This window comes from Sphaerisporangium dianthi (assembly GCF_042654065.1).
In the GTDB taxonomy this organism is placed as follows: Bacteria; Actinomycetota; Actinomycetes; order Streptosporangiales; family Streptosporangiaceae; genus Sphaerisporangium; species Sphaerisporangium dianthi.
This window is the reverse complement of record NZ_JBHSFP010000013.1, coordinates 151,353-170,610: the sequence shown is the minus strand read 5'-3', so window position 1 is coordinate 170,610 and position 19,258 is coordinate 151,353. Positions and strand designations below refer to the sequence as shown.

At 71.6% G+C, this 19,258-nt stretch carries 8 protein-coding genes; 5 read left to right on the top strand and 3 right to left on the bottom strand.

From position 1 onward, the window contains the following. On the bottom strand, positions 1 to 1,293 hold the full coding sequence (locus tag ACFO60_RS20425) for an L-fuconate dehydratase (RefSeq protein ID WP_380842260.1): 1,293 nt from the start codon (positions 1,291 to 1,293) through the stop codon (positions 1 to 3). A 732-nt stretch (positions 1,294 to 2,025) separates the two neighbouring features. On the opposite strand from ACFO60_RS20425, the gene ACFO60_RS20420 reads away from it, so the two are divergent. Continuing rightward, the gene (locus tag ACFO60_RS20420; protein ID WP_380842258.1) at positions 2,026 to 4,878 is read left to right on the top strand and encodes a glycosyl hydrolase family 95 catalytic domain-containing protein; all 2,853 of its coding nucleotides are present in this window, start codon (positions 2,026 to 2,028) and stop codon (positions 4,876 to 4,878) included. Positions 4,879 to 5,081: 203 nt separating this feature from the next. Here ACFO60_RS20420 and ACFO60_RS20415 read toward each other — a convergent pair whose 3' ends face one another. Beyond that, on the bottom strand, positions 5,082 to 7,061 hold the full coding sequence (locus tag ACFO60_RS20415) for an alpha-L-fucosidase (protein WP_380842255.1): 1,980 nt from the start codon (positions 7,059 to 7,061) through the stop codon (positions 5,082 to 5,084). Between the two features lie 669 nt (positions 7,062 to 7,730). Beyond that, positions 7,731 to 8,726 carry an isopenicillin N synthase family dioxygenase gene (locus tag ACFO60_RS20410; protein WP_380842252.1) on the bottom strand — a complete coding sequence of 332 codons (996 nt, stop codon included), beginning with the start codon at positions 8,724 to 8,726 and terminating at the stop codon, positions 7,731 to 7,733. Positions 8,727 to 8,904: 178 nt separating this feature from the next. Between ACFO60_RS20410 and ACFO60_RS20405 the strand changes: the two genes are divergently transcribed. The 4 genes from ACFO60_RS20405 (at position 8,905) to ACFO60_RS20390 (ending at position 19,250) form a co-directional block, all read left to right on the top strand. Then, positions 8,905 to 10,032, top strand: coding sequence for an FAD-dependent oxidoreductase (locus ACFO60_RS20405; protein ID WP_380842250.1), 1,128 nt, complete (start codon positions 8,905 to 8,907; stop codon positions 10,030 to 10,032). Between the two features lie 41 nt (positions 10,033 to 10,073). Then, a complete protein-coding gene (locus ACFO60_RS20400; protein ID WP_380842248.1) occupies positions 10,074 to 11,030 on the top strand; it encodes a glutathione S-transferase C-terminal domain-containing protein in 957 nt (318 codons plus the stop codon). A 524-nt stretch (positions 11,031 to 11,554) separates the two neighbouring features. Then, positions 11,555 to 12,841: a helix-turn-helix transcriptional regulator gene (locus ACFO60_RS20395; protein WP_380842346.1), complete on the top strand. Its 1,287-nt coding sequence runs from the start codon at positions 11,555 to 11,557 to the stop codon at positions 12,839 to 12,841. 91 nt (positions 12,842 to 12,932) lie between these two features. Beyond that, the gene (locus ACFO60_RS20390; protein WP_380842245.1) at positions 12,933 to 19,250 is read left to right on the top strand and encodes a type I polyketide synthase; all 6,318 of its coding nucleotides are present in this window, start codon (positions 12,933 to 12,935) and stop codon (positions 19,248 to 19,250) included. Positions 19,251 to 19,258 lie beyond the last annotated feature (8 nt).

The window sequence follows — 19,258 nt, the reverse complement described above, 5'->3', positions numbered from 1 at the left end:
TCACCCTCCCCATCGCCGCCCATCAGGGTAGCGGTAGTCGGCCACGGAGCCGGAGTGCATGCGGCTGCTGTAGCCGGGCAGGTCGGGCAACCGGTAGCGGCCGCGCTCGACGCGCACGGGGTCGGTGAAGTGCTCGTGCAAGTGGTCGACGTATTCCAGGACCCGTCCCTCGAGGCTGCCGCTCACGCAGACGTAGTCGACGACCGCCAGGTGCTGGACCAGTTCGCACAGGCCCACGCCCCCGCCGTGCGGGCACACCGGCACCCCGAACTTGGCCGCCATCAGCAGGACAGGGATGATCTCGTTGACCGAGGCCAGGCGGCAGGAGTCGATCTGGCAGTAGTCGATCGCCCCCGCCTGCAGGAGCTGCTTGAACATGACCCGGTTGTGGCAGTGCTCGCCGGTGGCCACTCCGACGGGCGCGACCGCCTTGCGGATGGCCGCGTGGCCGAGGACGTCGTCGGGGCTGGTCGGCTCCTCGATCCACAGCGGCTCGTACGGCGCGAGCCGGTTCACCCACTCGATGGCCTGGGGCACGTCCCACACCTGGTTGGCGTCGATCATGAGCGTGCGGTCGCCCAGCGCCTCCCGGGCGATCGACAGCCGGCGGATGTCGTCCTCGACCTTCGCGCCGACCTTGAGCTTGACATGGGTCCAGCCGTCGGCGACGGCCTCACCGCACAGGCGGCGGAGCTTGTCGTCGTCGTACCCGAGCCAGCCGGGGGATGTGGTGTAGGCGGGGTACCCGTTCGCGGCGAGCTCGGCGACGCGCCGCTCGCGTGTGGGGGCGAGCGCGGTCAGCATCTCGACGGCCTCGGCGGGAGTGAGCGCGTCGGAGAGGTAGCGGAAGTCACAGGCGGCGACCAGCTCCTCGGGCGGCATGTCGGCGATCAGGCGCCACAGCGGCTTGCCCGCCCGGCGCGCCGCCAGGTCCCAGGCGGCGTTCAGCACGGCCGCGGCGGACAGGTGCACCACGCCCTTCTCGGGCCCGAGCCAGCGCATCTGGCTGTCGGACATGATGTCGCGGTACAGGCCGCCGAGGTCGGCCGCCACCGTGTCCACGTCGCAGCCCGCCAGACGTTGCCCGATCTGCTTGGCCGCGGTCACGCACAGGTCGTTGCCCCGGCCGATCGTGAACGTCAGGCCGTACCCCGAAAGGTCGCGGTCGTCGGTCTCCAGTACGACGTACGCCGCCGAGTAGTCGCCGTCCGGATTCATCGCGTCCGAGCCGTCGAGCGTGGCGGAGGTCGGAAACCTGATGTCGATCACGTTCACCGAGGTGATCGTCGGCATGAGTGAACTCCAATTAACCCGATGAATATGTTTCGAACAGTAAGGTTATCCCTGGATGTAGGTCAAGCCAGCGGGCCCGCTCGTAGCACAGGCTTTACATTAACCCGATGAATCCCGCAAGCCTGTCACGAGACGCGTCTGGAGGAGTCGGCGGAGGCGAGCCGGCGCCCTCGCGGGCCGATCCGCAGGAGGACGTCCTGGAGCGTCGGCATCCACATGGGATGTCTACTCCGACGGAACCTTCCCGTCGACCGGACCCTCCTGGGCGAAGAGGATGAATCATCGTGCCGAGTCGACCGTCATAGGCTCGATCCTTGAGGGAACGTCCGTGATGTGCGCTTCACATCCCATGTCTGTAGTTGAAACTTTCAGATCAAGCGCCTTGCGCCCGGCCGCTCTCCCGCCTCCGCGGAGGCCTTCCCGGTCCGCCGTCCGGCTCAAAACCCCTGGTACGGAGGCCTGGCCCTATCTCACCGAGTCAGAGGTCCGACCTGTCGTCGCGCACCATGGCGTCTGATGCGCGCTTGACACCCGGAAACCCCCGCTTAACGTCGGGTGTCTGGTGGTCAGATCCATTGAGGAACAGAGGTGGAAGACCTCTGCGAGCGACGCACATATGGCAGCAGCGCGGCGACGCGTCATGCCCGACCAGACCCACGGCTCCCGGCGGCACCCGCCGCGTCCGCCAGGGCCGGAGCCCCGTCCGCAACCCCTTCGGGATGGAGAACCAATATGTCTGACTTGTCGCGCCGGCAAGTGCTGCGATTCGGCGCGGTCGGAGCCGGAGCAGCGCTGTTGCCGTTCCAGTGGACGGCGGTCGCGCGGGCCGCGTCGGTGGCGCCCGCGCAGGTGCTCGCCGCGAACGATCTGGCCCTGTGGTACGACGAGAGCGCCGGGACGGACTGGCTGCGTGCGCTTCCGATCGGCAACGGGCGCCTGGGCGCGATGGTGTTCGGGAACGTCGACGTCGAGCGGCTGCAGCTGAACGAGGACACCGTCTGGGCCGGCGGGCCGTACGACCAGAGCAACACGCGTGGCGCCGGCGCGCTGGCACAGATCCGGCAGGCGGTCTTCCAGAACCAGTGGAGCCAGGCCCAGTCCCTGATCGACCAGAACATGCTCGGGAGCCCCGCGGGGCAGCTGGCCTACCAGACCGTGGGCAACCTGCGGCTCACCTTCAACGGCTCCAGCGGGGTCTCGGAGTACAACCGCATCCTGGACCTGACCACGGCCACCACGACGACGACGTTCCTGCAGAACGGCGTGCGCTACCAGCGCGAGACGTTCGCGAGCGCGCCCGACCAGGTCATCGCCATCCGCCTGACCGCCGACCGGGCCGGCTCGATCACCTTCTCCGCGACGTTCGACAGCCCGCAGCGGACGACGCGCACCAGCCCCGACAGCACGTCGGTCGGCCTGGACGGCGTCTCGGGCAACTTCGAGGGCAAGACCGGCTCGGTCCGGTTCCTCGCGCTGGCCAAGGTCGTCGCCGACGGCGGCAGCGTCAGCAGCTCCGGCGGCACGCTGCGGGTGCAGAGCGCCAACAGCGTGACGGTGCTGATCTCCATCGGCTCCAGCTACGTCAATTACCAGAACGTCGGCGGCGACTACCAGGGCATCGCCCGCAACCACCTGAACGCCGCCGTCGGCAGGAACTACGACGACCTGCGCTCCCGGCACGTGGCCGACTACCAGCAGCTGTTCGGGCGCACGACGCTCGACCTCGGCCGCACCGGCGCGGCCGACCAGCCGACCGACGTGCGCATCGCGCAGCACTCGAGCACCAACGACCCGCAGTTCTCGGTCCTGTTGTTCCAGTACGGCCGGTACCTGCTCATCTCCTCCTCCCGCCCGGGCAGCCAGCCGGCCAACCTGCAGGGCATCTGGAACGACTCGCTGGCCCCGGCGTGGGACTCGAAGTACACCCTCAACGCCAACCTGCCGATGAACTACTGGCCGACCGACACCACCAATCTGTCGGAGTGCTACGAGCCGGTGTTCAAGATGATCAATGATCTCGCGGTCACCGGCGCCCGCACCGCCCGGGTGCAGTACAACGCCGGCGGCTGGGTCACCCACCACAACACCGACGCGTGGCGGGCCTCCTCGGTGGTCGACTTCGCCGCGGCGGGCATGTGGCAGACCGGCGGCGCGTGGCTGTCCACCCTGATCTGGGACCACTATCTGTTCACCGGCGACGTCGCGTTCCTGCAGCAGTACTACCCCGCCATGAAGGGCTCCGCGCAGTTCTTCCTCGACAGCCTGGTGAACGAACCGAGTCTCGGGTTCCTGGTCACCAACCCGTCGAACTCCCCGGAACTGAACCACCACTCGGGCGTGAGCGTGTGCGCCGGCCCGACGATGGACAACCAGATCCTGCGCGACCTGTTCAACGGCGTCGCCCAGGCCAGCCAGGTGCTCGGCACCGACGCCGACTTCCGCACGCGGGTCCTCGCGGCCCGTGACCGGCTCGCGCCGATGAAGGTCGGCTCGCGCGGCAACATCCAGGAGTGGCTGTACGACTGGGTGGAGACCGAGCCGAACCACCGGCACATCTCCCACCTGTACGGCCTGCACCCGAGCAACCAGATCACCAAGCGCGGCACCCCCTCGCTGTACACCGCCGCGCGGCGGACGCTTGAGCTGCGCGGTGACGACGGCACGGGATGGTCGCTCGCCTGGAAGATCAACTACTGGGCGCGGATGGAGGAGGGCGCCCGGGCGCACACCCTGATCCGCCTGCTGGTGTCGACGGCCCGGCTCGCGCCGAACATGTTCGACCTGCACCCGCCGTTCCAGATCGACGGCAACTTCGGCGCCACGTCCGGCATCGCCGAGATGCTGCTGCAGAGCCACAACGGCGAACTGCACGTGCTGCCCGCGCTCCCGTCCGCCTGGCCGAGCGGGAAGGTGCAGGGCCTGCGGGGCCGCGGCGGCTACACCGTTGGCACGACGTGGAGCAACGGCGCGTCCAGCGAGATCCTCCTCAAGTTCGACCGCGCCGGCACGGTCAACGTGCGCAGCCGGATGTTCACCGGAACCTACGAGGTCGTCGACACCTCGACCGGCGGCGCCGTGACCGTCACCAAACCCGAGTCCGACGTCGTCAGGCTCACCGGCGAGGCCGGGCGCACGTACCGCCTGACCCTGCTGCAGAGCGGTCCGGAGCCGACGAGTTATGTCCGCATCGCCAACGGCACCACCGGCCTGATGCTGGACGGCGGCGGCAACGTCGCGTCCGGGTCCAACGTCAAGCAGTGGACCAACAACAGCAGCACCAACCTGCAGTGGCAGATGGTGGACCTGGGCAGCGGCTGGTACCGCATCGTCAACCGCACCAACGGCATGGTCATCGACAGCTGGGGCAACACCGCCAACGGCGCTCCGGCCAGGCAGTCCGCCTGGAGCGGCAGCAACAACCAGCAGTGGCGCCTAGCCAGCACGGGCAACGGCCGCAACCAGATCATCAACCGCGGCACCGGCACCGCCCTGGACGGCGCCGGCGTCACCACGTCCGGCTCCAACGTGGTCATGTGGACGCCGAACGGCAGCTCCAACAACCAGTGGACCATCACCGCCGTCTGACGACCGGAGACCTGCCCACACACCTGACCCGCTCGACGCCTCGCCGCGACCGATCACCGGTCGCGGCGAGGCGTCGGGCGGGTTCGGGCTGTCGCCGATCAGGCGACCGGCGCGTCAAGGCAGCCGGCGGGACTCCGATCCGGCGGGACTCCGATCCGGCGGGGCCACGGATGCGCGGAGCCCCGCCGGCGCGGACGAGGAGGTCACACCGCGGTGATGGTCCACTGGTTGTTGGTGCTGGCGTTCGGAGTCCACAGCTTCACCTGGGAGCCGGCCGTGGTGGCGCCCGCGCCGTCCAGCGCGGTGCCGGTGCCGCGGTTGATGATCTGGTAGCGGCCGTTGCCCATGCTGTTGAGCCGCCACTGCTGGTTGTTGCCGCCGTTCCAGGGCGCCTGCGGGCAATCGGCGCCGTTGGCGGTGTTGCCCCAGCTGTCGGCGACCATGCCGTTGGTGCGGTTGACGATGCGGTACCAGCCGCCGCCCAGGTCCACCAGCTGCCACTGCAGGTTGGTGCTGCCGTCGTAGTTCCACTGCTTGAGCGCCGATCCCGAGGCGACATTCCCGCCGCTGTCCAGCGCCAGGCCGGTGGTGGCGTTCGAGATCCGCGTCCACCCGGTGGGGGTGGGGCCGGAGCCGAGGGCGGGGATCTGGCCGGAGAAGGTCAGCCTGACCACGTAGGCGGGGGCGCTGAAGGGGGCGCTGGAGGACGGCATCGTGATGTGCAGGCCGGAGCCGTCCTGGGTGCGGGTGGGCAGGTTGGTGAAGGACCCGGCCGTGGAGCCCAGCAGCTCCACCGAGGCCAGGCTGCTCAGGTTGATCCGGTTGGAGCCGAGCGTCGCGATGTTCAGCGTGCCGCCGGGCCAGCCCATCACGGTCGCGTACAGCACGGTGTTGCTCTTGTTGCGGGTGAACCGGATGTCCTGGTTGGTTCCCGCCCGCGGGGTGGTGAAGGAGCCGCCGCCCATCTGCGTCGGTCCCTCGCCGAAGGTCGTCCAGGCGCGGGTGGCGTAGATCGACTCGCCGAAGCGCCTGAGGTAGTCACCGATGCCCAGCAGGATCGACCGTTGCCCCGACGGGATGGTGCCGTCGGCCATGGGGGCGATGTTCAGCAGCATGGTGCCGTTCTTGCTGACCCGGTCGATCAGCGAGTGCAGCATGGCGTTGAGGGAGTAGTAGCCGATGCCGACGGTGTAGCACCAGCTGGTGCTGGAGATGCTGTCGTCGGTCAGCCAGAAGGGGGTCTGGATGGCGGCCGGCCCGCCGCGTTCGTAGTCGAAGACCTCACCCCTGGTGTTGAACCCGTCCTTGTAGGTCGCGACGACGTCCCTGTTCCAGGCGACGGCCTGGTTGTAGTAGTACGACAGGAAGTTCAGCCGCTGGTTCTCGGGGATGCGGCTGAGATTGAAGTCCTGCCAGATGAGGTCGGGCTGGTAGCCGTCGATGACCTCTTTGAGCTTGTCGTACCACAGCTGGTTCTCTGTGGCCGTGTCGAGCTGGCCGTACAGCTTCTTCAACGAGGTCGTGGACTGCGCGGGCGCCCACTGGTAGAAGCCGGTGAAGTTGTAGGCGTGGTGCAGCGACACGATGAGCTTCAGGCCCTTGGCGCGGACGGCGTCGGCGTGCAGCCGCAGCAGATCGAGCCTGGGGCCGGTGGCGACCGAGTTCCACTCGTTCACCCGGCTGTTCCACATCGAGTAGCCGTCGTGGTGCTCGGCCACCGGCCCGGCGAACTTGGCGCCGGCGTCGGCGAACAGCTGCGCCCACGCGCTGGGGTCGAAGCTGCCGCCGGCGGACGTGAGCTTCGGCGCGAACTGGACGAAGTTGCCGGCCTTGTCGCGGGCGCCGTTGATGAAGTTGTGGTACGGCCAGGCCGACGGATCACCGTAGACGCTCTTGTGGTGATTGTTCTCGCTCGACCCGTTGTTGTACATGTTGCGGGGGTACCACTCGTTGGCGAACGCCGGGACGCTGAAGACGCCCCAGTGGTAGTAGATGCCGAACTTCGCGTCCTGGAACCACTCGGCGGCCGGCGGGTGCTGGTCCACCGACGCCCAGCTCGCGGTGTAACTCTGCGGACCGTCGGTCGCCCACGCGGTGCGGACCCCCAGTAGACCGGCGGCCGCGACACCCCCGGCCCCGGTGAGCAGTGCGCGGCGGCTGAACTGGTACGAGGACGAGGACATGGGGCGCCTTCCCGGGGACGAGTGGAGCTCCCTCCTGACTCGCGGAACTCCACGTGGCGAGACATTGGATGTCTTTGTAAGTCAGCCCCGGGCGGTACGTCCAGCGTTTCCGGTGCCGACCAGGAACACCGACTTCAGGTCCATGGCGACATAGGATGTCTGTGAATGTTTCACCGCGCTGTCAATGACAACGTCGGCCGAACGGGCCTCCCGGCCCCGGTCGTGCGCGCCGCGCTCCGCGGCCCCTCGCCCGCCGGTCACCCTGTCCGGACGGACCGGCTTAGCCGCGGCCTCGCCTGTCCGGACGGACCGGCTAGCCCGCGGCCTCGGTCATGTCGGAGGCGCCGAGGAACACGGCGAGCTGACGCAGCCGCTCGCGCACAGGGCGGCCCCCCGGGCGGTGGTGGACAGTGCGGCGTGCCTGTGGGGGAAAGTGCCCGGGGTCGGGTGGAGTCCTCCCCCGGGCGAGGTGGTCAGGTCTCGGCCAGGCGGCTGGTGAAGGTCGTGACGGGACGGTCGCGGAGCGGATCCACCCGCTTGTCAGGAAGTCGCGCCGGGCAGACCGGACGGGTAGTGTTTCAGCATATTCAACTATTCAAGTAGGAATAGTGTGTTGTCAATGTCCCAAGGGGAGGGAATCGGCCATGGAGAATCCCTCCTCCGGGGTGGTCACAGGACGTCCTCGCGGAGCTGCGGGAACACGCCGGCGACCTTGGACAGCAGATAATCCCCGTATGTGCCGGTGAAGGCCCGCAGGTCCTTGCCGTCCCACCGGGGCCGGCCCGCGGTGGCCGGCAGATCGCGCCGTATGGGGAGGGGCGGCACCTCGGCGGTCCAGGACGGGTCGAAGAAGAAGGGGTACGACAGCCGGTCGTGGCCACTGACGTTGCGGACGCGGTGCGGCGTCGAGCGGTAGTGCCCGCCCGTCAGCTTGTCGAGCATGTCGCCGATGTTGCAGACGAACGTGCCGGGAAGCGGCGGCGCGTCGATCCAGCCGTCGCGGGTGTGCACCTGCAGGCCGCCGTACCGATCTTGGGCCAGCAGGGTCAGCAGGCCGTAGTCGGTGTGCTCGCCGACCCCCCAGTCGTCCGCGTCCGCCGGCGTGGGCGGGTAGTGGAACATCCGGAACAGGATCGTGGGGTCGGCGGTGTACCCCGCGGCGAAGTAGTCCTCGTCCAGGTCCAGGCCGAGCGCGATGCCTCGCATGACCGACTGGGCCACGCCGGTGAGCGTGGTCATGTACTCCAGAACGGCCGGGCCGAGCTCGGGGACCTGCCGGGGGAACAGGTTGCGTCCGTGCAGCGGCACGCCGGCCCGTACGCGGCCGTCGTCGTCGGGCAGTTCGGCGCCGAAGTAGACGCCCTCCTTCAGATCGGGACGGCCCGAAGTGAGCTCGGCCCCGACCGGGAAGAATCCGCGCCACGCGCGCCCGCCCCGCGCCATCGCGATCTCCATCTTCTGCTCGTGAGGCAGCGCGAAGAACCGGCGGCCGGCGGCGTCCAGCCGTTCGACCAGCGCGGACGGCACGCCATGCCCGGTGACGTAGAAGAAGCCGCTGTCCCGGCACGCCGTGGCGATCTCCCGCGCGGTGGCGTTCCGGCCGGCCGGGGATCCTCGGCCGGAGGTCAGGAGGGAACTGATGTCGATCACCGGCAGTGCGGACATGACCCCATCATGCCGTGCGGACGTGCCGCGGCGGCCTTCCACGCGGAGCGCGGCGGAGGATGGCGCGACCGGTTCCGGCCGACCTCGGCCGCTTTCTATGCAAAACGGGTAGCTTAAGCTGATTTTGCTCTCACGGGAGCGTACGTTGAGGTCTTCGCCGCGCTCGGGAAGGTAGTGGATGACGAGGCATGAGGCGGATGTCGTCGTCGTGGGCGGCGGCGGGATGGGGTCGGCGGCCGCATGGCGGCTGGCCGGTCGCGGGGCCGACGTCGTGTTGCTGGAGCGGTTCGAGGCCGGGCACGTACGCGGAGCCTCGCACGGAGCGTCGCGGATCTTCCGCCTCTCCTACGCCGAGCCCGTCTACATCAGGCTCGCCCAGGAAGCCGGGAGGTCGTGGCGGGAACTGGAGGCCGCCGCGGGCGTCTCTCTGCTCACCGTCACCGGTGGAGTCGACCACGGGCGGACGGCGGACCTCCGGCCGCTGGCCGAGGCGGTCGAGGCGGCGGGCGCGCCAGGTGAGTGGCTCGCCCCTGAGGAGGCCGCCGAGCGCTGGCCCGGCCTGCGCTATGACGGCAAGGTGCTCTTCCATCCGGCGAGCGGGCGGCTGCACGCCGACGACGCCCTGTCGGCGCTCCAGGCACAGGCGGTGCGGCTGGGCGCCGTCGTCCGGCATGAGACGCCGGTCACCTCGATCGCCGTACGCGGCGACGACGCCGTCGAGGTGACGGCCGGGGAGGACGTCTACCGCGCGAAGAGAGTCGTCGTCGCGGCCGGGGCGTGGGCGGAGAAGCTGCTCGGCGGGCTCCTCCCGCTGCCGCCGCTGCGCGTCACGCAGGAGCAGCCGGCGTACTTCGCCCCGCTGGGCGAGGTGGCGTGGCCCAGCTTCACCCACCACCTCGACGACGCGTCGCTGAAGGCCACGGGCTTCCCGAGCGGTGTCTACGGCCTCGGCACGCCCGGCGAGGGGGTCAAGGCCGGGTTCCACGGCACGGGCCCGGTGATCGACCCCGACGAACGCGACTTCCGCCCGGAGCCCGTCCAGCTGCGCCTCCTGCGTGAGTACGCCCGCGCATGGCTGCCCGGCGTCGACGCGGACGCCTTCACTCCGATCAGCTGCACCTACACCACGACGCCGACCTCCGACTTCGTCCTGGACCGCGTCGGCCCCGTCGTCGTGGCGGCCGGCTTCTCCGGGCACGGCTTCAAGTTCGTCCCTGCGGTCGGACGGATCCTCGCCGACCTCGCCATCACCGGTGAGCGGCCCGATGCGCGCTTCGCGCTGAGACGCCCGCCCGTGGGGGCCTGACCCGGACAGTCGCTCCAGCGCTTCGATCTCCCGGAGGTTCCATGTCAGCACCGTCTTCGTCCGATCGTCTGGCGGGCCCCGTCGACATCGCCGGCCACGGGGAGTACCGCATCACCCGCCGGGCCGACGACCCCCGCCCGCTCTACCGGTTCACCGGCCGGATCAGCGAGGACGGCCGGACCGGCTTCACGCCGGACGCCGGCCGGTACCACGTGTACGCGGGCTGGTTCTGCCCGTGGTCGCAGCGGGTGACGATCGCCCGGGCCCTCGCCGGCCTCGGCGACGCCATCAGCGTCTCGTACGTGGACAACGCGCGGGACGGCCGGGGCTGGGCGTTCCGCGAGCGGTACGGGCCTGACCCGGTCAACGGCTTCACCCTGCTGCGCGAGGCCTACGAGGCGACGGAAGCGGGCTTCGACGGCCACGTCTCCGTGCCGACGCTGTGGGACCGGGTCACCGGGACCGTGGTCAGCAACGACTTCAAGGGCATCGGCATCGACATCGGCACCCGGTTCCGGCGTCTCGCCGAGCCGCTCGTGGACACCTACCCCGAGCGGCACCGCGACGAGATCGAGGAACTCGACGCCTGGCTCGGCCCGGCGGTCAACCACGGCGCCGGCGCGGCCGGCCGGCCCGGCCCGGACGGCGCGCGGGCCCGCGCCACGCTGCTGGACGCGTTCGCCGCGCTCGACGAGCGGCTGGCCACCCGGCGATACCTGGTCGGATCGACGCCGACCGAGGCCGACATCCGGCTCTGGGTGACCCTGGTCCGCTACGACGCCGGGCCGAACGCCCGCCGCGCCATCAACCCGGGCCTGCATGAGTACCCGCATCTGTGGGCGTACGCGCGGGATCTCTACACCGTCCCGGCCTTCCGGGACACCACCGAGTTCGCGTCCTTCACGGCGCCCGGCGCGGAGGTGCCCGACTGGCATGCTCCGAGGACGAGGGCGCTACCGACTCCAGGTACGCGAGGTGCAGCAGCACACGTGGGGTGATCGCGCCGGAGGCCCTCGCCGAGTTCGCGGAGTCGCTCGCCGGGGACGAGCGCCACCCGGCCCCGATCGAGGCGCACGCGACCTGACGCCCTCGCGCAGATCGCGGCCGCCGGACCGGCGGATCGCCGAGAGGTACGCTCGACCGCACGCCGCCTGAGCCGCCGGTTGTGGAGCATTCTTGACGCCGTCTCTATTTTATGGTTACTTAGTAGGAAATGTAGGTTGTTGGCGCGGGGCGACGGCCGGCGCTGATCTCGGCTCGCGGACGACGGTGACGGCGGCTGGAGAAGGGCGTTGACCTTGAGGCCGATTGACCGCTGCTGTATCTTCCGGCGGAGCCTCGAATGGATTTTGTGGACCATCGATTCGCGATAGACCGACGGGCGGAACCGCTCGAATTAATTCGCAGGTTATTTGCGGACGCGTCCGCGGACGAGCAGATGTCGGCGAAAGTCGCGACAATCGTCGATGAATGGCTCGGCCGGTCGCGTCCGGAGGTCGTCACCGCATTATCAGTGCGGTTGATGCTGCTGCACGGGCACACCCGCGAGGCCGCGCGCCATCTGCGGGAGTTCCACGACGCCGGCTCGTTCCCGGAACTGGCCGACTGGGTGCGATGCTGGTATCCCGGCCTGTCCGGCCTGGTGTCCGTGCCGCCCGCGGCTCCCTCGTTCGAGGTCAGCACCGGGCTGGAGGGGCTGCGCGTGCTGGCGGCGTTCTTCACCGGGCACGACTCGGCCGCGGCGGTCGCGCGGGCCGACCAGGTGCTGCGAGCGTGCCCGATGGGAGAGCCCGGGCTGGAGTCGCTGGTCTCGGCGCTGGCCACGCTCGTGTACGCCGACCGCGCCGACCTGGCCGCCCGCTGGTGCGAGCCGCTGCTGGAGCAGACGACCGACCACTGCGATCCCTACTGGCAGGGGGCGTTCGCCGCGATCAGGGCCGAGACCGCGATCCGGCAGGGCCGGATCAAGGACGCCGAACGGTGCGCCCGCAACGCCTTCTCCCATCTGGCGATGGGGGCCTGGGGAGTGGCGCTCGGGACGCCGCTGGCGGCCATGACGATCGCCAAGACCGCCCTCGGCAAACTCGAGGACGCCGCGCGCTACCTGGCCGTACCCGTCCCGGACGCCATGTTCCAGACTCCGGTCGGGCTGCACTACCTCAACGCGCGCGGCACCTACCGGCTTTCGGCAGGGGCCGCCGACGAGGCCCTTGCCGACTTCCTGACCTGCGGCGAGCTCATGCGCAGCTGGGGGATCGACCTGCCGGGCGTCGCCGCCTGGCGGCTCGGCGCCGTGCGCGCGCTGCTCCGGCTCGACCGCAAGGGGGAAGCGCGGCAACTGGCCGACGAGCAACTGGCCAGGGCGGAGCACACCCGTACGCGCGGGATCGCCCTCCGGCTGCGGGCCGCCACGCTGCCCCTGGCGGAACGGCCCGAGGTCTTGGAGCAGGCCGTGGAGACGCTCCAGTCCGTCCAGGACACGCTCGAACTGGCGCACGCCCTGGCCGACGCGGGGTCGGCGTACTCCCGGCTGGGGGACGGGCCGAGGGCCCGTTCGGCGGAGCGGCGGTCGCGGCAGCTGCTGCGGTCGTGCGGGGCCTCGCCGCAGGAGCGGCCCGGTCCGCCGCCGGGCGCCGACCTGAGCGAGGCCGAGCGGCGGGTGGCCACGCTGGCCGCCCGGGGGCAGACCAACCGTCAGATCTCGGGGAAACTCTTCGTTACGGTGAGCACCGTCGAACAGCATCTCACCCGCATTTACCGGAAACTCGGCGTGTCTCGCCGGGCCGATCTTCCGGTGTTTCTGGACTGACCCCGCTTAGGGGCTTTTAGGGGTACTGCATTAGGGACCGGTTGGCGAATCTGTTAGCAGCTTGCCGCCGGTTCATAAATGTGGAGCGAAAATGAGTGTGGGCCGTTTCGCGCCGGTCGCCGTCGTCGGGGTCGCCTGCCGGTTGCCGCAGGCGCCCGATCCGGCGGCGTTCTGGGAACTGCTGCGGGACGCGCGCTCCGCGATCACGGCGCCCCCTCACGGCCGATGGGAGGAGGCGCCGGACGCGCCCCGGTTCGGCGGTTTCCTCGACGACCTCGACAAGTTCGACCCCGAGTTCTTCGGCATCTCCCCGCGTGAGGCGGCGGAGATGGATCCGCAACAGCGGCTCGTCCTGGAACTGGCCTGGGAGGCGCTCGAAGACGCCAGGCTCCCGCCGGCCCGCCTCGCCGCCACCTCGGCCGGTGTCTACGTCGGGGCCATCGCGGCCGACTACGCCGCCCTCGTCGCCCGCGGCGGCCCGGCCGCCGTGACCCGGCACACCCTGACCGGGCTCAACCGGGGACTGATCGCCAACCGGGTCTCGCACGTGCTGGGGCTGCGCGGGCCGAGCCTGACGGTCGACTCGGCGCAGTCGTCGTCGCTGGTGGCGGTGCACCTGGCCGCGGAGAGCCTGAGGTCGGGCGAGTCGTCGGTGGCCATCGCGGCGGGCGTCCATCTCAACATCGGCACCGACGGCGCCGTGGCCGCCGGCCGGTTCGGCGCGCTGTCGCCGGACGGGCGATGCTTCACCTTCGATGCCCGGGCCAACGGGTACGTGCGGGGCGAGGGCGGGGTCGCGCTGGTCCTCAAGACGCTCGATCAGGCCCGAGCAGACGGCGACCGCGTGTACGCCCTGATCGCCGGCTCGGCGGTCAACAACGACGGCCGCACCTCCGGCCTGACGGTGCCCGACCCGCGGGCCCAGGCGCAGGTCATCCGGCAGGCCGTCACGCGCGCGGGCGTCGATCCCTCCGATGTCCAGTACGTCGAACTGCACGGCACCGGCACCAAGGTCGGCGACCCGGTGGAGGCCGCCGCCCTCGGCGCCGCCCTTGGGACCGGAAGAGCCGAGCCGCTGCACGTCGGCTCGGCCAAGACCAACGTCGGCCACCTGGAGGGCGCGGCGGGCATCGTCGGCCTGCTCAAGGCCGTCCTGTGCGTCCGCCACCGGCAGCTGGCCGCCAGCCTCAACTACGAGACCCCGAACCCCGGCATCCCGCTCGGCGAGCTCCGCCTTCGGGTCCGCACGTCGGGCGGGGCGTGGCCCCGCCCGGACCGCCCGCTCGTGGCCGGGGTGAGCTCGTTCGGCATGGGCGGCACCAACTGCCACGTGGTGCTCACCGAGGCGCCCGCGGAGATCACCCCGGAGCGCGGCGCCGGGGCCTCCGGGGTGCTGCCGTGGGTGCTGTCCGGTGCGAGTGAAGGGGCGCTGCGGGATCAGGCGGCCGGGATCCTGAAGCTGCTGGAGAAGCCCGGCGCTCCCGCCGGCGCGGATGTCGCCTTGTCCCTCGCGGCGACGCGGGCGGTGTTCCGGCACCGGGCGGTGCTGGCCGGGGACGAGGGCGAGGTCAGGGACGGTCTGCGGGCGCTGGCCGAGGGCGCGCAGGCGACCGCTCTGGTGCGGGACGTGGCCCGGCCGCGTGGACGGACCGTGCTGGTGTTCCCCGGGCAGGGGTCGCAGTGGGCGGGGATGGCCGTCGCGCTGCTGCGCGAGTCGCCGGTCTTCGCGGAGTCGATCGAGAGGACCGCGCGGGCGCTGGCCCCGCACACCGGCTGGTGGCTTCCTGACCTGCTGATCGGGCGTCCGGGCGCGCCGCCCGCCGACCGGGTGGACGTGGTGCAGCCGACGCTGTTCGCGGTCATGGTGGCGCTGGCCCGGCTCTGGGAGTCCGCCGGGGTGCGGCCCGACGCGGTCATCGGGCACTCGCAGGGGGAGATCGCGGCGGCGCACGTCGCGGGCGCCCTGTCGCTGGAGGAGGCCGCCACCGTGGTGGCGCTGCGCAGCCGCGCCATCACCGCGATCGCCGGGCACGGCGGGATGGCGTCGGTGCTCCTCCCGGTGAGCGCCGTGCGGGAGCGGCTCGCGCGTTACGAGGGCGGGCTGGCCGTGGCGGCCGTCAACGGGGCCGCCTCGACGGTCGTCTCGGGAGACGCCGCCGCGGTCGCCGAACTGGTCGCCGCCTACCAGGCGGAGGGGGTGCGGGCGCGGGCCGTGCCGGTCGACTACGCGTCGCATTCGGCGCACGTCGAACCCCTGCGGGACCGGCTCCTCGAAGAGCTCGCCGGGATCACACCGCGCACCTCCGAGGTGACCTTCTACTCCACCGTCACGGGCGAGCCCCTCGACACGGCGGGGCTCACCGCCGAGTACTGGTATCGCAACCTCCGCGAGCCGGTCGAGTTCGACCGGGCCGTGCGGAGCGCCGTCGCCGGCGGGCACGACGTCTTCGTGGAGAGCAGTCCGCATCCCCTCCTGGTGGAAGGCGTACGGGAGACCGCGGGGAACGTGCTCGCCACCGGGACCCTCCGGCGCGACCACGGCGGGCTGCGCCGGTTCCTGCTCTCCGCCGGCCGCCTCCACGCCGGGGGCGGGGCCGTCGACTGGGCCGGGCTGATCGGCCCGGACGCGCGCCTGACCGACCTGCCCACCTATCCCTTCCAGCGCCGCAGCCTGTGGATCGCCCCCTCCGCGCCCACAGCGGCTCCGGTCCCTACGGAAATCACCGCCGAAGCCGCTGTCGAAGCCGTCGTAGAGGCCGCCGCCGAAGCCGCCGCCGAGGCCGTCGTAGAAGCCGTCGTCGCTGACGCGCCGGAGGGTTTCCGTGAGGTCGTGGCGGCCAGCGCGGCGCTCGTCCTCGGCTACTCCTCGGGCGACGACGTCGATCCCGACCTGACCTTCAAGGACCTCGGGTTCGACTCGGCGGCGGCCGTCGAGTTCGGGCAGCGGCTCGCCGAGGCCACCGGCCGCAGGCTGTCCTCCTCGCTCGTCTACGACCACCCGACGGTCCGGGCCGTCGCCGACCACCTCTCCGGCGGCACGCGGCCCGAGGAGGCCGCCGCCACGGCGACCGAGGAGCCGATCGCCGTCGTCGCCATGAGCGGGCGCTGGCCCGGCGGCGCGCAGACGCCCGAGGACCTGTGGCGGATCCTGTCCGCCGACCAGGACGTCATCAGCGGGTTCCCCCTCAACCGGGGCTGGGACCTGGCCCGGCTGAGCGGCGCGGGCGGCTCGGCCACCGGTTCGGGCGGGTTCCTGCACGACGCCGACCGGTTCGACGCCGCCTTCTTCGGGCTGAGCCCCCGGGAGGCCGCCGTCATGGACCCGCAGCAGCGGCTGCTGCTGGAAGCGGCCTGGGAACTGTACGAGCGGGCCGGGCTCGACCCGTCGGCGCAGCGCGGCAGCCGCACCGGGGTGTTCGTCGGCGTCACCCCGCAGGAGTACGGCCCCCGTCTGCACGAGATCCCCGACGACTACCAGGGCCACGCCCTCACCGGCACCCTGACCAGCGTGGCCTCGGGCCGCATCTCCTACGTCCTCGGGCTGGAGGGCCCGGCGATCACGATCGACACCGCGTGCTCGTCGTCGCTGGTGGCCGTCCACCTGGCGGTGCAGGCGCTGCGGCGCGGCGAGTGCGACCGCGCGGTCGCGGGCGGCGCGGCGATCATGTCCACGCCGGGCATGTTCACCGAGTTCAGCCGCCAGGGCGGGCTCGCCCCGGACGGCCGGTGCAAGCCGTTCGCCGCCGCCGCCGACGGCACGGCGTGGGCCGAGGCGGCCGGACTGGTCCTGCTGGAGCCCCTGTCGGCGGCGCGGCGCGCGGGTCATCCCGTGCTGGCGGTGATCAGGGGAAGCGCGGTCAACCAGGACGGCGCGTCCAACGGCCTGACCGCGCCGAGCGGCCCGTCGCAGGAGCGGGTGATCAGGGCCGCGCTCGCCTCCGCCGGGCTGGCTCCCGGCGACGTCGACGCGGTCGAGGCGCACGGCACGGGGACCACCCTGGGCGACCCGATCGAGGCGGGGGCGATCCTGGCGACGTACGGGAAAGACCGTGAACGGACCCTGCTGCTCGGCTCGACCAAATCCCATCTCGGCCACACGCAGGCGGCGGCCGGGGTCACAGGGCTGGTGGCGATGGTGCAGGCCATCCGGCACGCGACCCTCCCGGCGACCCTGCACGTCGACCGGCCCTCACCCCACGTCGACTGGACCTCGGGCGACGTGGCCCTGCTCACCGAGCCGACCCCCTGGCCGCGGACCGGACGCCCCCGCCGGGCCGCGGTCTCCTCGTTCGGCATCAGCGGCACCAACGCCCACCTGATCCTGGAACAGGCCCCGGAACCGGAGCATCGCGACGTTCCCGACCTCGGCGCGCCGCTGGTGCTGTCGGCGAAGTCGGAGCAGGCACTGCGCGGCCAGGCATCCCGGCTGCGCGCGTGGCTGGCGGACAATCCGGACGGCACCGGCCTCGCGCGCACTCTCGTCACCGGCCGTGCCCTCTTCGAGCATCGGGCGGTGCTGCTCACCGACTCGCGCGACGACGGGCTGTCCGCGCTGGCCGACGGCGCCGACCTGCCCGGCCTGGTGCGCGGGACCGCCACCCGCAGAGGCGGGCTGGCCGTCATGTTCACCGGTCAGGGCAGCCAGCGGGCCGGGATGGGCCGTGAGCTCGCCGCCGCGTTCCCCGTCTTCGCCGACGCGCTCGCCGAGGTCGCAGGGCACCTGGACACGCACCTCGACCTGCCGATCCGCGAGGTCATGTTCACCGGCGGGCAGGGGGCGCTGGACACGACCGAGTACACGCAGCCCGCGCTGTTCGCCTTCGAGGTCGCGCTGTTCCGGCTGGCGGAGTCGTTCGGGCTGCGGCCGACCCATCTGATCGGGCACTCGATCGGCGAGCTGACCGCCGCGCACCTCGCCGGGGTGTTCCCGCTGGCCGACGCCGCGGCGCTGGTCACCGCCCGGGGCCGCCTCATGCAGTCGGCACGTGCGGACGGTGCGATGGCCGCCCTGCGCGGCACCGAGGACGAGATCGGCGGCACCGTGGACCTCGCCGCCGTCAACGGCCCGGATTCCGTCGTGGTGTCCGGCGGCCGCGACGCCGTCGCCGAACTTGTGGCCCGCTGGCGCGAGCGGGGTCGCCAGGCCACGATGCTCCAGGTCAGCCACGCTTTCCACTCGTCCCACATGGATCAGATCCTGGCCGGGTTCCGGGAGGTCGCCGAGCGGGTGACGTTCTCGGCGCCGCGCCTGCCGCTGGTCTCCAACGTGTCCGGCGGCCTGGCCGGGGACGAGGTCCGCGACCCCGGGTACTGGGCCGGGCACATCCGGCACGCGGTCCGGTTCCGCGACGGCGTGGCCACGCTCCGGTCGCTCGGCGTCACCGACTACCTGGAGGCGGGTCCCGGCGGGGCGCTCACCACGCTCGCCCTCGACACCCTCGGCTCCGGCGGGAACCTCGTGGTCACCGCCGCGTCCCGGGGCGGCAGGCCGGAGCCACTGGCCTTCCGCACGGCCCTCGCCGAGTTGCACGTCGCCGGAGTGACCGTCGACTGGCGCGCCGACGTGGCGAGGCCGGGCCCGCCTCCCGCCGGCCTGCCCACGTACGCCTTCCAGCGCAGCCGCTTCTGGCTGACCCCTGCCCCGGCCGCCGGGACGAGCGCCACCGGCCACCCACTGCTGACCGCCGAGGTCGACCTGACGGACGGGTCCACCGTCCACGCGGGCCGGCTGCCCGCAGCGTGGCCCGATGACGACGCCGTCGCCGACCTGGCCGCGCACGCCGCGCGCCGTGCGGGCGGGCTCCGGATCGAGGAGCTCACCGTGGAGACGCCCCTCGGGGCCGACGTGCAGGTCCAGGTCCTGGTGGGCGCGGCCGGCGGCGACGGGCGCCGCACGGTCACCGTGCACTCCCGCCGGTCCGCCGCCGAACCGTGGGCCCGGAACGCGAGCGGGACCTTCGCCCCCGAGCCGGAGACGGCGGAACCGCCGGACTCGGCGCGCCACGCGCTGACGGCCGCGCTGCTCGGACGTCCGGAACCCGACCAGCTCGATCGGCTGCTCGACCTGGTCCAGGCGACGGGAGCGGCCGTGCTCGGGCATACCGACGTCCAGGCCGTGCCGCCCGACAAGGGGTTCCTGGACGGCGAGTTCGACTCGCTCAGCAGCGTCGAGCTGCGCAATCGGCTGGACCGGGCGACCGGGCTGCGGCTGCCGTCGACGCTCGTGTTCGACCATCCGACCCCCCTCGCGGTGGCGGCCTACCTCCGGGAACGGCTCGTTCCCGCGGAACCGGCGGACTCCGGTCCGGACATCGAGCCGGAGATCGGCCCCGAGTTCGACAGTGAGATCGACGGGGCGACGAATGACGAGCTCTTCGAGCTCATCGAGAACGAACTGCGTCTTTCGTGAAGGGCACC